Origin of the sequence: Sphingopyxis sp. (assembly GCF_965279725.1) — a bacterium.
Taxonomy (GTDB): domain Bacteria; phylum Pseudomonadota; class Alphaproteobacteria; order Sphingomonadales; family Sphingomonadaceae; genus Sphingopyxis.
On record NZ_CBDIIL010000001.1, the window covers coordinates 224,923 to 239,154 of the forward strand.

Annotated in this window: 16 protein-coding genes and 2 tRNA genes; 10 read left to right on the forward strand and 8 right to left on the reverse strand. The window is 61.8% G+C overall.

All coding sequences use genetic code 11. The features are described from left to right. The first annotated feature begins 252 nt into the window (after positions 1-252). On the forward strand, positions 253-1,056 hold the full coding sequence (locus ACQY6T_RS01085) for an enoyl-CoA hydratase-related protein (protein ID WP_428627440.1): 804 nt from the start codon (positions 253-255) through the stop codon (positions 1,054-1,056). A 118-nt stretch (positions 1,057-1,174) separates the two neighbouring features. Here ACQY6T_RS01085 and ACQY6T_RS01090 read toward each other — a convergent pair whose 3' ends face one another. The 3 genes from ACQY6T_RS01090 to ACQY6T_RS01100 are packed head-to-tail and all read right to left on the reverse strand — an operon-like array spanning position 1,175 to position 3,071. Further along, positions 1,175-1,777, reverse strand: a complete 603-nt coding sequence (locus tag ACQY6T_RS01090) for an HD domain-containing protein (protein WP_428627442.1) — start codon at positions 1,775-1,777, stop codon at positions 1,175-1,177. Between the two features lie 33 nt (positions 1,778-1,810). Continuing rightward, positions 1,811-2,527 carry a hypothetical protein gene (locus ACQY6T_RS01095; RefSeq protein ID WP_428627444.1) on the reverse strand — a complete coding sequence of 239 codons (717 nt, stop codon included), beginning with the start codon at positions 2,525-2,527 and terminating at the stop codon, positions 1,811-1,813. Continuing rightward, entirely contained in the window at positions 2,511-3,071 is a 561-nt protein-coding gene (locus ACQY6T_RS01100) for a hypothetical protein (protein ID WP_428627446.1), read from the reverse strand. The genes ACQY6T_RS01095 and ACQY6T_RS01100 overlap by 17 nt, the downstream gene beginning before the upstream one ends. A gap of 149 nt (positions 3,072-3,220) precedes the next feature. On the opposite strand from ACQY6T_RS01100, the gene ACQY6T_RS01105 reads away from it, so the two are divergent. Together ACQY6T_RS01105 and ACQY6T_RS01110 are read left to right on the forward strand one after the other, a co-directional pair. After that, entirely contained in the window at positions 3,221-3,667 is a 447-nt protein-coding gene (locus ACQY6T_RS01105) for an RrF2 family transcriptional regulator (RefSeq protein WP_428627449.1), read from the forward strand. A gap of 36 nt (positions 3,668-3,703) precedes the next feature. Continuing rightward, complete coding sequence (locus tag ACQY6T_RS01110) at positions 3,704-4,306, forward strand: hypothetical protein (RefSeq protein WP_428627451.1); 603 nt, start codon at positions 3,704-3,706, stop codon at positions 4,304-4,306. Between the two features lie 28 nt (positions 4,307-4,334). Here ACQY6T_RS01110 and ACQY6T_RS01115 read toward each other — a convergent pair. Both ACQY6T_RS01115 and ACQY6T_RS01120 read right to left on the reverse strand, forming a co-directional pair. Next, a tRNA-Ala gene (locus ACQY6T_RS01115) sits at positions 4,335-4,410 on the reverse strand. A 120-nt stretch (positions 4,411-4,530) separates the two neighbouring features. Further along, entirely contained in the window at positions 4,531-4,854 is a 324-nt protein-coding gene (locus tag ACQY6T_RS01120; protein WP_428627453.1) for a TIGR02300 family protein, read from the reverse strand. Between the two features lie 124 nt (positions 4,855-4,978). On the opposite strand from ACQY6T_RS01120, the gene aroA reads away from it, so the two are divergent. From aroA to ihfB, 5 genes are all read left to right on the forward strand, one after another. Continuing rightward, the gene (gene aroA, locus ACQY6T_RS01125) at positions 4,979-6,316 is read left to right on the forward strand and encodes a 3-phosphoshikimate 1-carboxyvinyltransferase (RefSeq protein ID WP_428627456.1); all 1,338 of its coding nucleotides are present in this window, start codon (positions 4,979-4,981) and stop codon (positions 6,314-6,316) included. A 101-nt stretch (positions 6,317-6,417) separates the two neighbouring features. Then, positions 6,418-6,948, forward strand: a complete 531-nt coding sequence (locus ACQY6T_RS01130; RefSeq protein ID WP_428627459.1) for a hypothetical protein — start codon at positions 6,418-6,420, stop codon at positions 6,946-6,948. Further along, the gene (cmk, locus tag ACQY6T_RS01135; protein ID WP_428627461.1) at positions 6,948-7,577 is read left to right on the forward strand and encodes a (d)CMP kinase; all 630 of its coding nucleotides are present in this window, start codon (positions 6,948-6,950) and stop codon (positions 7,575-7,577) included. The genes ACQY6T_RS01130 and cmk overlap by 1 nt, the downstream gene beginning before the upstream one ends. Before the next feature lie 274 nt (positions 7,578-7,851). Beyond that, positions 7,852-9,567, forward strand: coding sequence for a 30S ribosomal protein S1 (gene rpsA / locus ACQY6T_RS01140; protein WP_428627463.1), 1,716 nt, complete (start codon positions 7,852-7,854; stop codon positions 9,565-9,567). A gap of 202 nt (positions 9,568-9,769) precedes the next feature. Then, entirely contained in the window at positions 9,770-10,048 is a 279-nt protein-coding gene (gene ihfB / locus ACQY6T_RS01145; RefSeq protein WP_428627465.1) for an integration host factor subunit beta, read from the forward strand. Between the two features lie 192 nt (positions 10,049-10,240). Here ihfB and ACQY6T_RS01150 read toward each other — a convergent pair whose 3' ends face one another. Then, a complete protein-coding gene (locus tag ACQY6T_RS01150; protein ID WP_428627467.1) occupies positions 10,241-11,731 on the reverse strand; it encodes a serine hydrolase in 1,491 nt (496 codons plus the stop codon). Positions 11,732-11,858: 127 nt separating this feature from the next. On the opposite strand from ACQY6T_RS01150, the gene ACQY6T_RS01155 reads away from it, so the two are divergent. Beyond that, positions 11,859-12,344, forward strand: a complete 486-nt coding sequence (locus tag ACQY6T_RS01155) for a MarR family winged helix-turn-helix transcriptional regulator (RefSeq protein ID WP_428627470.1) — start codon at positions 11,859-11,861, stop codon at positions 12,342-12,344. A gap of 7 nt (positions 12,345-12,351) precedes the next feature. Here the strand turns inward: ACQY6T_RS01155 and ACQY6T_RS01160 are convergent, their stop codons facing one another. Next, entirely contained in the window at positions 12,352-13,119 is a 768-nt protein-coding gene (locus ACQY6T_RS01160; RefSeq protein ID WP_428627471.1) for an ABC transporter permease, read from the reverse strand. Next, the gene (locus ACQY6T_RS01165; RefSeq protein ID WP_428627473.1) at positions 13,116-14,054 is read right to left on the reverse strand and encodes an ABC transporter ATP-binding protein; all 939 of its coding nucleotides are present in this window, start codon (positions 14,052-14,054) and stop codon (positions 13,116-13,118) included. Before ACQY6T_RS01165 ends, ACQY6T_RS01160 begins: the two co-directional genes overlap by 4 nt. A gap of 90 nt (positions 14,055-14,144) precedes the next feature. On the opposite strand from ACQY6T_RS01165, the gene ACQY6T_RS01170 reads away from it, so the two are divergent. Then, a tRNA-Leu gene (locus ACQY6T_RS01170) sits at positions 14,145-14,230 on the forward strand. Positions 14,231-14,232 lie beyond the last annotated feature (2 nt).

A 14,232-nucleotide genomic window follows, 5' to 3' on the forward strand; every position in this document is an offset into this window, starting at 1 on the left:
TCGGGGGGGCGCAGTGTCAACGGCGGCGGGTCGGGTTGGCAAGACTATCGAGGTCCGTTTTGCGAGGTGGGTTTTGCGGTGCGACCTGCCCGCCTCCAACACCTCTCGCCTGCGGAAGGGGAGAAGAGAACGCTCGCAATCGGTCGAAAACAGTCGCCCCTTTCCCGCCCTTCCCTCTTGCACTCGCCCCCTAAATGAGTCACATCTTTACGTGAACGTAAAGGTAAAGCGCCTGCGAGAGGATTCTTCCCCATGACCGACATCCCGACCTTCGACACGATCAAACTCGAGATCAGCGACAATGTCGCGACGATCACGCTCAACCGCCCCGACCGGCTCAATTCGATGCCGCCCGCAATGGCCGATGAGATCCGCACCGCGCTCGACTATCTCCCCTCGCTTGGCGCCCGCGCGCTGTTGATCACCGGCGAAGGCCGCGGCTTTTGTTCGGGCGCCGACCTCGGCGGCGACCGTTCCGCGTCGGCGGTCGGCGGCGGCGCGAACAGCCGCAAAGCCTTGCGCAACCATTATAACCCGATGCTGCTCGCGCTCGCCAACCTCGATATTCCGGTCGTCACCGCGGTCAACGGTCCTGCCGCCGGGGTCGGGTGCAGCTTCGCGCTGTCGGGCGATTTCACGATCGCGGGCAAAAGCGCCTATTTCCTCCAGGCCTTCGTCAACATCGGCCTCGTCCCCGACGGCGGCTCTTCATGGCTGTTGCCGCGCCTGATCGGCCTGCCGCGCGCGACGCAGATGATGATGCTGGGCGAGAAGATTTCGGGCGAACAGGCCGCCGACTGGGGCATGGTCTATAAGTGCGTCGAGGATGCCGACCTGTTGACCGAGGCTAGCGCGCTTGCAACGCGCCTCGCGAACGGTCCGACGGTTTCGCTCGGCACGATGCGCAAGGTGCTGCGCGACGGTCTCTCGCAAAGCTATTCGGAAACGCTCGATGCCGAGGCGAAAGGCCAGTTCATCGCAGGTAACAGCGCCGACGCGGTTGAGGGCGTGCTGGCGTTCGTCGAGAAGCGCAAGTCGGCGTTCAAGGGGAAGTAAGCCCTAACCGCCATCACGTTCGTGTCGGGCGAAGTCGAGACACCCATCGGGAAAGCGCAAGATTGAGGGGCATCTCGACTTCGCTCGATGCGAACGGATTTCTGTTGTTGCCTTTCTCTTACTCCGCCGCTTCCTCGACCATCACCTTTTTATAGATGCTGTTCTTCGGATAGCCGCAGACCCGCATCACCATCGGCTCGAAGAATTCCAGCGGCTCGCTCTCATATGCAGGGTCGAACGCCGGCGCGTCGTAGGCTTCGCAAAAATGGGCGCACGCCGCATAATGCGGACTGTCCTTGAACTGGTCGCGCATGTCGCGGTCCAGGCCGATATAATGGAAGAAATAATGGCCCTGGAAAATGCCGTGATGCTGGACGATGAACAGATTCTCTTCTGACAGAAACGGTTTCAGAATCGCCGCCGCAACATCCGGATGGTTGAACGCGCCCAGCGTGTCGCCAATGTCGTGGAGCAACGCCATGACGACATATTCTTCGTCGCGGCCATCCCTGTGCGCTCTGGTCGCGGTCTGCAGACAATGCTCCAGCCGGTCGACCGGAAAGCCGCCATAATCGCCGCCGAGCAGCTTCAGATGATCGAGGATGCGCTTGCCGTTCTGCGGCGCGAACTCTTTCTGCTCGCGCGCGATGATGTCCCAGTCTTCCTGCTTTCCGTCGATCATCGACCGGAATGTGGCGTGATCGTGCGTCATCTCGTTCATGGCAGCCTCTCCTATTTTGAGAGGCAGCCTATCCTATTCGTTGTTATTTGCAACGTTATAGGATTTGACCTCGGCCTGGGTCAGGCAGCGCCGCGTCGATTTGTCATCGGCGTTGGCCAGCGCCTTTTGCTGATACATCACCTCGGTCAGCAGCTTGCGCGACACGCCCATGCGGATCAGGAAATCATTGTCTTCGCTGGCGAGCAGCGCGGCATCCTGTTCGATGTCGCCGATCAACTCCTTGGTGGCATCAGTGCCCATGGCGACGCTCATGTCGATCGCGCTGCGATCGCCGGTGCGGGTGAACATGTGGACGATGAACAGCCCGCCGGGATCGATCACCCGCGGCTGGCCGCCCATGAAGATGAAATTGCAGGCGCTGAAACAGGCCCAGTCCGACGGAATTCGCGTCATCAACCCAAAGTTCGACCGGATGATCCGCCCCGCGGCATTGCCCGCGCGCGCATCGCCGCCGGGCGAGCGCAGCCACACTTCGCCGACGTCGGGATTGGCGGTGAGCGCCGCCTTCAACCTGTCGGGCAGCCCAGCGTCGATCCGCCCTTCGGCGAGAAGCACCTTGATGCCGCCTTTGACGACGGGGGTCAGTTGCATCGTCGCGTTGGTCGACCAGTCGGGCGCCGCCGGACAGGTCGGGTTGGCCGGGTCCATCTTGACCTTGGCAGCGCCGGTCAGACTGGCCAGCAGCCCCGCCGCCAGAACAAGGCGAACGATCCTAGGCGGCGAGGACATAGCGCGATGCACCCGCTTCCTTGCACATCTTCTTGCTCACCCGCGTTTCCTCGCCCTCGACGATGATGATGTCGGTTACGTTCATACAGCGGGTGCCGTCAGACAGGTCGCTTCGCGCTGCCACCGTCGACGATCCGCTGACTTCGGGACGCGTCGAACTGGTCCAGTTGGCGGTCGCCCCCACTGCCTCACCGCGCGTCACCTCCTCGGTCGCCGCGGCGGCCTGAACCTGTTCGGCGGGATCCAGCCGGCATGCGATCGCATCGGTCAGCGTCCCGCTCACCTCGCCGATCGGCACATAGCTGTACACGCCCGCCTTGCTGGCAGCGTCGCCGACCGCGTCATTGATCACATTGCCCAGGATGTTGCGGCCAATGCTGTTGCCCTTTTTTCCCTTTGGGCAGCCGCCTTTGCTGTCATCGCTCGGCTTCGGCGCCGGTGTCGTCACCTTGCGAAGCAGTCCGCCGAATTGCGCCTGCGCGGGCGCCACGGCGAGAAGACAGGCCGCCAACACGGCCGGTGCAGCCAATATTCTACGCATCATTCCATCCACCCTTGCCGCGCCCGAAACCGGGCAGCCATGCGACCCCTTTAACGGCGGTTCATGCCATCCGCTGTGATTTTCATCAACTCTTGTGGAAATCTCTTCCAGACAGGTTGAATTAAGCCTGAATATGTCACAGTAACCCGGCCATGCTTTCGCAAAAGACCCGTTACACAATCCGCGCGTTCCAGCATCTTGCCGACCATTGGGGCAAGGGGCAGGTCCAGCTGGCGGATATTGCGGACGCGCAAAATATTCCTCCCAAATTTCTGACGGTGATCCTGTCGGAAATGGCGCGCGAGGGTTTGCTGATTTCGCAGCGCGGGCGCGATGGCGGCTATCAGCTGGCGCTGCCCCCGATCGACATCAGCTATGGTGATCTGGTGCGGTTGACGCGCGGGTCGCTAGCGCTGGTTCCCTGCGCCGCGCGCAACGCCCATGAACATTGCAAGAATTGCCTGCCGGAGCCCGAATGCAGGATGCGCAGCTTGATGCTGAAGGTCCGCGACGACACCGCGTCGATCCTCGATCGCATCACCCTTGCCGATCCGATCAAGATGGAACCCCTCTTCGACAAGGACGAGGCGGCCGCATAGCAACGACCGGCGCGGGCCGGCAACAGGGAGCAGGATATGAAGCCGATCGCCACCGGACTGGCGCTTTTCCTTTTGGCTTTGCCCCATGGCGCCATCGCTCAGGGCGCGCCGGAAAGCGTTCCGCTGTATGGTCGCATACTGACCTTTACCTTGCCCGCCGATATGGTGCGTGCAAACGACCAGGATAATGGGACCAACAGGCTGATCGAATATACGCCGCGCGGCGAGACGGTCGCCAACTGGACGCGGCTGGTCACGATCCAGGCGTATCGCGGGCTTGGTGCATCGCCGCTGCCGACGGCGCAGATTGCGCGCCAGGCCTTCTATCCCGCCGCGTGCAAGGTCGGCCCGATTTATCAGGACAATGGCGAAAAAGCGCTCGCGGGCGGCGTCATGCGCAGCTTGATACTCAACGGCTGTGCTTCGCTTCCTCCGGGGGCGTATCCGGAGGCGCTCGCCGGAGCGGGCGAGCAGGATTTCATCCTGATTTTCCGCGATGCCGACACGATTTATACGCTGAATTATGCGGTGCGCGGTAAAACCTTTGCGGGCAAGGCGCCGCCGGTCGCGCTCGGCAAAGCAGAGGCGCTGCTCAAGGATGTTTTCGGCGAGATCAAGCTCGCGCCAGCCCAGCCTTGACCGTTTGATGGAGGAAATTTTGAAGAAATGGTGGAGCCTAGCGGGATCGAACCGCTGACCTCCTGCATGCCATGCAGGCGCTCTCCCAGCTGAGCTAAGGCCCCACATCTTCACTCGATTGCCCTCTGGAAGAGCAATCGGGCTGCCGCCTTTAACAGTGCGGCCGGTCGATGCAAGGGGCCAAATGCATCTGCATGATGCTTTTTTGGCCCCTTGCGAATAAATCAGGTTTCAGGAACGTCGTCGTCCGCGGTCGCGACGCCCAGATCGTCGTCGCCGCCCAGGTCGACGTCATTGTCGGGCGAGTCATTGTCCTCGTCGACATCGACGTCCAGATCCAGATCCTCGTCGACGACCACCTCTTCCTTGACGACCTTGCCGGGCTTTTCGGCTTCGAACGGCGTGGACTGTTTCGATTTCAGCACCGATTCCGGAATCCAGTTGTAACCGCAATTGATGCAGTTGACCGGGTCATCCTTGGTCAAATCATAGAATCGGGTGGCGCATTTCGGGCAGCTACGTTTCGTGCCCCATTCAGCCTTTATCATAAATTCCTCATAACCTTCTGGAAAGAGATTAGAATTTCAGGAAAGCGACGATTGCCTGCGCGGCATCCATCAAATCGGCGTGCGCCTTGCCAGATTGCAAGGCCGCTGTCAAAAGCCGCTCGCCATGACCAGTGAAATCGCCACCCCGCGCAGCTTTTCCGCTTCCGTCCCGCTTCAAGGTAGGATCGCGATTCCGGGTGACAAGAGCATCTCGCATCGCGCGCTGATGCTGTCGGCGCTGGCGGTGGGTGAAAGCCGCGTCACCGGGCTGCTCGAGGGACACGACGTGCTCGCCACCGCCGCCGCGATGCGGGCGATGGGGGCCAGCATCGAACGCCGGGACGACGGCGAATGGCGCATCCACGGCGTCGGGGTCGGCGGGCTCCTTCAGCCGCGCGAGGCGCTCGACATGGGGAACAGCGGCACCTCGACGCGGCTGCTCATGGGGCTGGTGGCGACCCACCCGATCACCGCGACCTTCGTCGGCGATGCCAGCCTGTCGGGCCGCCCGATGGGCCGCGTCATCGATCCGCTGAGCGCGATGGGCGCCGACATCTCCGCCTCTCCCGGTGGTCGCCTGCCGCTAATGGTGCGCGGCCTCGCCCCCGCCATTCCCTTCGCCTACCGCCTTCCCGTCGCCTCGGCGCAGGTGAAAAGCGCCGTGCTGCTTGCCGGGCTCAACACCCCGGGGATCACCGAAGTGATCGAACCCGTCCCGACCCGCGACCATAGCGAACGCATGCTACGCGGCTTCGGCGCCGACCTCACCGTCGAAACCGACGCCGACGGCACCCGCCACATCCGCGTTCGCGGTGAAGCCGAATTGAAGCCGCAGACGATCATCGTCCCCGGCGACCCCTCATCGGCTGCGTTCTTCATCGTTGCCGCGCTGCTCGTCCCGGGTTCCGACGTCACCATCACCAACGTCGGGCTCAATCCGACGCGCGCGGGCCTGGTGGACGTACTGAAGGCTATGGGCGGCGACATCAAACTGATCGATCCCCGCGAAGTGGGCGGTGAGCCCGTCGCTGACCTGCGCGTGCGCCACAGTGTCCTGAAAGGCATCGACGTCGACCCCGCCGTCGCCCCTAGCATGATCGACGAATTTCCGGTCCTGTTCGTCGCCGCCGCGTTGGCGCAGGGCCGGACGACGACGACCGGGCTGGACGAACTTCGCGTCAAGGAAAGCGACCGCCTGGCGGTGATGATGACAGGCCTACGGGCGATCGGCGCGCGGGTCGACGAGACGGATGACGGCCTGATCATCGACGGCACCGGCGGGGATCCATTGCCCGGCGGCGCGACCATCGCGGGGCACCTCGACCACCGCATCTGCATGAGCTTTGCGGTGGCGGGTCTCGTCAGCCGCGCGCCGGTCACCATCGATGACATCGCGCCGGTCGCGACAAGCTTTCCCAATTTTGAAACGCTGCTTCAGGGGCTTCAGGCTGGCGGCGGATAACGGCGCTGTGATTTTGATCATCGACGGCGCGCCGCAACCGATGCAATCTCGCGCCACCGGACAACCCGATTCCCGAACATGACCTTGAGGATTTACCGACGATGAAATTTGCTCCCGCCGCCTCGATCGCTGCCGCGCTGCTTCTGGCGCTGTCATGCGGCGCCGCTCATGCCAAAGATCAGATCGCCGATCCGTTCGACCGCGCCGATGCCAGCTTCTCGCGCTATCCGCTCAATCTGCCCAGCACGCCGCAGGCGATCGGCCGACTGACCAACGGCGATGTGTGCGACGATGACAATGGCTTTTCCTGTGAATGGCAGGACGATGCCGGCGTCGTCCATATTTTCAGCGGCGACATATTGGCGATCAAGGCCGTCGATGTCGGCGCGGCCACCCCCAGCCTGTCGGCGCTGGGTATTGGTACCGCGCGGACGCGCAACGACGTTCTGACCAAGGTGCGCGCCTTTCTGCCCGAAATTAAGATCGACTGCCTGGAGCCCGGTCAGGCTGGCGAAGGCGAAGGTGTCGCATCGTGCGGCGGATCGTTCGAAAACGGCGGCTGGATCAAATTGCTTTTCGATGCCAACAACCGACTGAAGAGCGCGCGTATCGACGCGTTCCAGATGAACTGATGATCATCGCCGTCGACGGTCCCACCGCATCGGGCAAAGGCACCATCGCCCGCGCGCTCGCCGATCATTTCGGCCTGCCTGTCCTCGACACCGGCCTGCTTTATCGCGCGGTCGGTTATCAGACCCAGCTTGACCATGGCGATCCCGATAACGCCAGCGATGCGCTTGCCGCCTGCGACTTTGCCGACGCGCTGCTGGATGATCCTGCCCTGCGCTACGAGAGCACCGGCGGCCTCGCCAGCCGCGTGTCGGTGCATCCGCAGGTGCGCGCCGCGTTGTTGCAGCGGCAGGTCGATTTTGCGAACCAGCCCGGCGGCGCCATTCTCGACGGGCGTGACATCGGCACTGTCATCGCGCCGCACGCCGATGCGAAACTGTTCGTGACCGCCAGCCCCGACGAGCGTGCCCGCCGCCGCCATGCCGAAATGCTGTCGCGCGGCGTCGATGTGACCTATGACGCGGTGCTCGCCGACGTCCACGCCCGCGATGCGCGCGACACCGGGCGCGCTGATGCGCCATTGCTGCGCGCACCCGACGCGATGCTCCTCGACAACAGCGACATGCCCCGCGACGCCGCGATTGCCGCCGCCATCGCCTTCGTCGAAGCGCGCCGAAGCGGCCGCGCCTAAGCGGGCTTTCCGCCTTGCGTTTGCAGGGTTTGCGGACTATAGGCGCCCGGTCCGACGGGCTTTCCAGCCGGTCGAGGCACGGACAACCGCCGCCCGAAACCGGGCGTCGGGCGTGACGGGGCAACCTCGTCGCGCCCTTTTCGCTTTGCCCCTGCCCCGTCCGTTAAGGCCCGAAGGATGCTGCGCTTTGCATCCGGCAGGCACGGCAGATCGGCCACAAGACCAGCGGAACCAACCGCTTGGCCGGAACAAATGAAGTAAGGAAATTATCTCTATGGCCACTACGGCTTTCCCGACGCGCGACGATTTCGCCGCGATGCTCGATGAATCGCTTGGTGGTGCCGACGGCGGCTTTGAAGGCCGCGTCGTCAAGGGCACCGTGACCGCGATCGAAAACGACCTGGCAGTGATCGACATTGGTTTGAAGAGCGAAGGCCGCGTGCCGCTTCGCGAATTCGCCATGCCGGGCCAGAAGGCCGACATCAATGTCGGCGACGAAGTCGAAGTCTATGTCGACCGCGTCGAAAACGCCAATGGCGAAACCATGCTGTCCCGCGATCGCGCCCGCCGCGAAGCCGCCTGGGACCGCCTGGAAGAAGAATTCAACAAGGAAGCGCGCGTCGAAGGCGTCATCTTTGGCCGCGTCAAGGGCGGCTTCACCGTCGACCTCGGCGGCGCCGTTGCGTTCCTGCCCGGTTCGCAGGTCGACATCCGCCCCGTGCGCGATGTCGGTCCGCTCATGGACCTGCCTCAGCCCTTCCAGATCCTCAAGATGGATCGCCGCCGCGGCAACATCGTCGTGTCGCGCCGCGCCATTCTCGAAGAGACGCGCGCCGAACAGCGCTCGGGCCTGATCCTGAACCTCGAAGAAGGTCAGATCATCGAAGGCGCCGTCAAGAACATCACCGATTATGGTGCGTTCGTTGACCTCGGCGGCATCGACGGCCTGCTCCATGTCACCGACATGAGCTACAAGCGCGTCAACCACCCGAGCGAAGTCATCAACATCGGTGACACGGTCAAGGTGCAGATCATCCGCATCAACCGCGACACCCAGCGCATCAGCCTCGGCATGAAGCAGCTCGAAAGCGATCCGTGGGAAGGCGTCGCCGCCAAATACCCCATCGGCGCCAAGCTGTCGGGTGTGGTCACGAACATCACCGATTATGGTGCGTTCGTCGAACTGGAAGCCGGCATCGAAGGCCTGGTCCACGTCAGCGAAATGTCGTGGGTCAAGAAGAACGTCCATCCCGGCAAGATCGTTTCGACCAGCCAGGAAGTCGATGTCATCGTCCTCGAAGTCGACAGCGACAAGCGCCGCATCTCGCTGGGCCTAAAGCAGGCTCAGTCGAACCCCTGGGGCGCGTTCGCCGATGAACATCCCGTTGGTTCGGTCGTTGAAGGCGAAGTCAAGAATGCGACCGAATTCGGTCTGTTTGTTGGCCTGCCCGGCGACGTCGACGGCATGGTCCACATGTCGGACATCGCCTGGGGCATCTCGGGCGAAGAAGCGCTGCACCTCCACCGCAAGGGCGAGGCCGTGCAGGTCGTCGTGCTCGACGTCGATGTCGAGAAGGAACGCATCAGCCTTGGCATCAAGCAGCTTGAAAAGGGTGCTCCGGCCGTTGGCGGCGGCGCCGCTGCTGCGGCTGGTTCGGTGAAGAAGAACGACGTCATCACCGTCACCGTCCTCGAAGTTCGCGACAACGGTCTCGAAGTTCAGGCTGGCGACGATGGCGCCACCGGCTTCATCAAGCGCGCCGACCTTGGCCGCGACCGCGACGAACAGCGCGCCGAGCGTTATCAGGTCGGTCAGAAATTCGATGCGATGGTCATCGGCTTCGACCGCTCGAAAAAGCCGAACTTCTCGGTCAAGGCGATGCAGATCGCCGAAGAGAAGCAGGCTGTTGAACAATATGGCTCGTCGGATTCGGGTGCGTCGCTTGGCGACATCCTCGGCGAAGCGCTGAAGGCCGGCAAGAAGGATTAATTTCCGCTTCCAGCGTTCACGCGAAACAAAGGCCCGCAGAGTGTCCCTCTGCGGGCTTTTTTCTTTCAGTGATATATTTTGACCAAACAGTGATTCGTGATACGTTCTGCGCGCGTTGGGAGGGGTCTCACGCAAAAATGTACCGGCAACGACCGGATGCCTGCTTCGGCGGGGGACGCGTGATTTATACTAGGGGAAGCAGATGATCCGGTCAGAACTGGTTCAGAAGATCGCGAGCGAAAACAGCGATTTGCGCGTCGACGAAGTCGAACGCATCGTGGATACGTTCTTTGATTCTATCGTCGAACAGCTTGCAGCGGGGGGCCGCGTCGAGCTGCGCGGGTTCGGGGCATTCTCGACCCGGGCGCGCGAATCGCGCACTGGACGCAACCCACGCACGGGCGCATCGGTCGATGTGGACGCAAAGAATGTGCCCTATTTCAAACCTGGCAAGGAAATGCGCGAGCGCCTGAACGATTGATATCATCGGCCGCCGCAGCACCGGATCCGGTCGCTGGGTTAATTTTTGGCCGATCTTATCTGAAATTTACCACGACAACCGCCCGCCGCCAGCGGGCATGATGGCTGCGGTGCGTCAGTCCATGATGGACGCGGCTGCGTGGCCACCGATCTTCGGTCGGCAGCCACGACGCAGGTGCGATACGCTTTCGCGTCAGGGTTTCGGTGTGACCTTTGCACCGTCGGCGCCGAGCCGGGCCAGCGCCTCGACCGCGTAACGGTTTTCGGGATCGATCCCGAGCGATTTGCCGAACAATGCGGTCGCTTCGGCCTTGTCCCCCTCAGTCGCCGCGATATCGGCAAGCCCGTCGTAGCTGTACGCCGACTTGGGGTATTGCTTGAGATTATATTCGAACACCGCTTTCGCCTCGGCCAGCCGCCGCACTTCAAACAGGTCATATCCCATCGTGACGAGCGTTTCGTCGCCAAAATCATAGGCCGTTGGCGCCGTGCGTTTGAGCTCGGCGTGGCGTGCCAAGGCGGCCGTCACGCCGCGATCGCGCATGACATTCCACAGCAAATCGCCCAGTTTCTCGACCGGCAGCTTATACGGCGCACCCAATGCGATCGCCGCAAGATCGGAGCCGACGCGGCCTGCATTGACCCGATCACTGTTACTGAGCACGATTACGGTCGTGCGGTCGCTCGAAAAGCGTGAGATATTGGTCGAAAACCCGTTATCGCTGCCTGAATGAAACTGGATGGGTCGGCCATGTCTTTCACCGACGAACCAGCCATAGCCATAGCCGTCCTTATCGGGGGTGAACATCGCGTCGCGTGACGCGCGCGAGATCAGCCGATCGGCGGTCAGCGCCTTGTCCCACAGCAAAAGGTCGCCGACCGTCGAATAGATGCCGCTGGCGCCAAGGTCGACGGTCGAACTGACGAAGCGTCCGTTGATAAAATCGGTCCCGACCGAATAATATCCCGCCGCGCGATCGGGAAGCAGCGCGCGCGTGTCGCGGAAACGGCTGTGCTTCATACCGACGGGTTTGAAAATATGCTCGCCCAGATACTGCTCGTAACGCTGGCCCGAAACCCGTTCGATGATCACCCCGAGCAGCGCATATCCCGAATTGGAATAGTTGAATTTCTCACCCGGAGCAAAGTCCAGCGGCAGGTCGCGAAACAGCGCCACCAGCTCGGGACGGGTGTAGCTCAGCATCGCGAGCTTCTCGTCCCATTCGGGCAGGCTCGTAAAATTGGGGATCCCCGATGTATGCGTCAGCAGGTGATGCAGCGTAATCCCCTGCCAGCTTTGCGGGCAGTTTTCGAGATAACGGCAGATCGGATCGCTGACCTTCAGCTTCCCCTTCTCCTGCAATTGCAGGATCGCCACCGCGGTAAGCTGCTTGACCACCGATCCAAGCAGGTACGTCGTATCGGACGTATTCACCGCGCTCAGCTCATAATTCGCCATGCCATAGCTTTTAACGAAAACGGGTTTGCCATCGCGTGCGACCAGCGCGGTTCCGCTGAACATATCGTTCCGGACCTGCGCCTGCATATAGGCGTCCATTGCTTCAAGCTTTTGGCGGTCGCTGTCGATCTGCGGCGCTGACTCAGAAACCGCGGCAGGGGCGTCACTGGCTTGCGCGGTGATCGGAGCGACGATCGGCATCATCGCAACCAAAGACAACAACATATGAGGGAACCGGGTCAAATTCATGCTTGGCACCTGATCATTCTCCAAACTAGCTATTACAAAACCGACTTATCTTCATATAAAGATTTATTTCAAGGCCATGATGTCTCATGCTGTACCGGTACATATGACGAAAAAGATCGATCTGATCGACGCGCTGGTCGCGGACTGGCAGCGCGAGCGGCCGGGATCTGATGCTTATCCGATGCAGGTCGTCGGCCGGATCATCCGGCTTGGCCGCACCTATGAGCAAGAGGTGTCGCACCTGCTGCGCGCGCACGGCGTCAGCTATTCGGACTTCGACGTACTCGCGACACTCCGGCGGTCGGGGCCACCCTATGAAAGCGCCCCAACCGAGCTCCAACACAATGTGTTGCTGACGTCCGGGGCGATGACCGCGTGTTTGCGGCGGCTCGAAAGCGCCGGGCTGATCGTGCGGGGGACCAAGCCCGAAGATCGCCGCAAGCTATCGGCGAAATTGACGCCGAAAGGCTTTGCGATGGTCGAAAGCCTCATCGATCGCCGGTTTGCTCTGGCCCGGCAATCGCTCGCGGGGCTCGACGCCGATCAGATTGCCGCGGCGGAAGGCCTGCTGCGCCGTCTCGGCCGCTGATCGACGCTCAGTTCTTCAGCCGGTATCCGGTCCGGAACATCCAGAAAATCACGCCGAGGCACAGCGTGAAGAACAACGCTACCGCCGCCATACTGACCTCGATCCCGACATCGCCTTGGTCAAAGAAGGTCCAGCGGAACCCGCTGATCAGATAAACGACGGGATTGAACAGCGTCACCGTCCGCCACGCCGCGGGCAGCATGTCGAGCGAGTAAAAGGCGCCGCCGAGAAAGGTCAGCGGATAGACGACCAGCAGCGGGATCACCTGCAACTGCTCGAAACTCTGCGCCCAGATCCCGATGATGAAACCGAACAGGCAGAATGTCACAGCCATCAGCAACATGAAGCCGACCATCAACAGCGGATGAACGACCTGAACATCGACGAACAGATGCGCGGTGCCAAAGATGATCGCGCCAATGATCACCGACTTGGTCGCCGCGGCACCGACATAGGCCATGACCGTTTCCAGCGGCGACAGCGGCGCCGACAGCATCTCGTAGATTGTTCCCGTCCATTTCGGCATATAAATGCCGAATGACGCGTTGCTGATGCTTTCGGTAAACATCGTCAGCATCATCAGCCCGGGAACGATGAACGCGCCATAGGGCACCCCGCCGACCTCGCTCATCCGGCCGCCGATAGCCGACCCAAAGACCACGAAATAAAGCGCGGTCGTGATTACCGGGAGCGCCAGGCTGGTCCACACGGTGCGACGGAAGCGCGCCAGTTCAAAGGCGTAAATCGCGCGCACCCCGCGCCAGTTGGCGATCATGCGCCGGCTCCCTTGTCTTCATGCACCAGCCCGACGAAAATATCCTCGAGCGAACTTTGCTTGGTGTGCAAATCCTTGAAACCCACCCCGATGTCGCTCATCCGCCGCAACAGCGACGGCACGCCCGTGGCTTCGGCATGGCTGTCGAATTCATAGACGAGCTCATGGCCGTCGCCCGCCAGCGCCAATTTCCACTCCGCCAGTTCGGCGGGCATGGCTTGCAGCGGCTCGGCCAGATTGAGCGTCAGAGTCTTGCGTCCCAATTTCTTGATCAGCGCGTGCTTTTCCTCGACCAGGATCAGCTGCCCCTTGCTGATCACCCCAACGCGGTCGGCCATTTCCTCGGCCTCCTCGATATAATGGGTGGTAAGGATGATCGTCACTCCGCGCTCGCGCAGGCCGTGGACCATCTGCCACATATCGCGGCGCAGCTCGACATCGACCCCCGCGGTCGGCTCGTCGAGGAACAGGATTTCGGGTTCATGGCTCAGCGCCTTGGCGATCATCACCCGGCGCTTCATGCCGCCCGACAATTCCAAGATCTTTGAATCGCGTTTGTCCCACAGCGACAGGTCGCGCAGCAATTTCTCGATATACGCGGCGTTGCGCGGCTTTCCGAACAGCCCGCGCGAAAAGCTGACGGTCGCCATCACCGTTTCGAACGCATCGGTGTGCAATTCCTGCGGCACCAGGCCGATCATCGACCGCGCCGCGCGATAGTCGCGGGCATGATCGTATCCGGCGACGCTCACCGTCCCGCTCGTCGCGGTTACGATCCCGCAGACAATGCTGATCAGCGTCGTCTTGCCAGCGCCATTCGGCCCCAGCAGAGCGAAAATCTCGCCCTTGTTGATCGACAGATCCACATCGCTCAGCGCGACATGACCACTTTTGTACGTTTTCCCGAGGCCGGAAATTTGAAGAACTGCTGTCATGCCCCGCCTCTAGCCGAGCCGCATTGCCGGGTGAAGCGCCAAACAGCGCTTGACCTCTTTCGGTCCATCGGCTTGACCGGCACCGATCGTGCGGACGTGGCGAAATCGGTAGACGCAGCAGACTTAAAATCTGCCATCCTCTGGATATGCGGGTTCAAGTCCCGCCGTCCGCACCAGC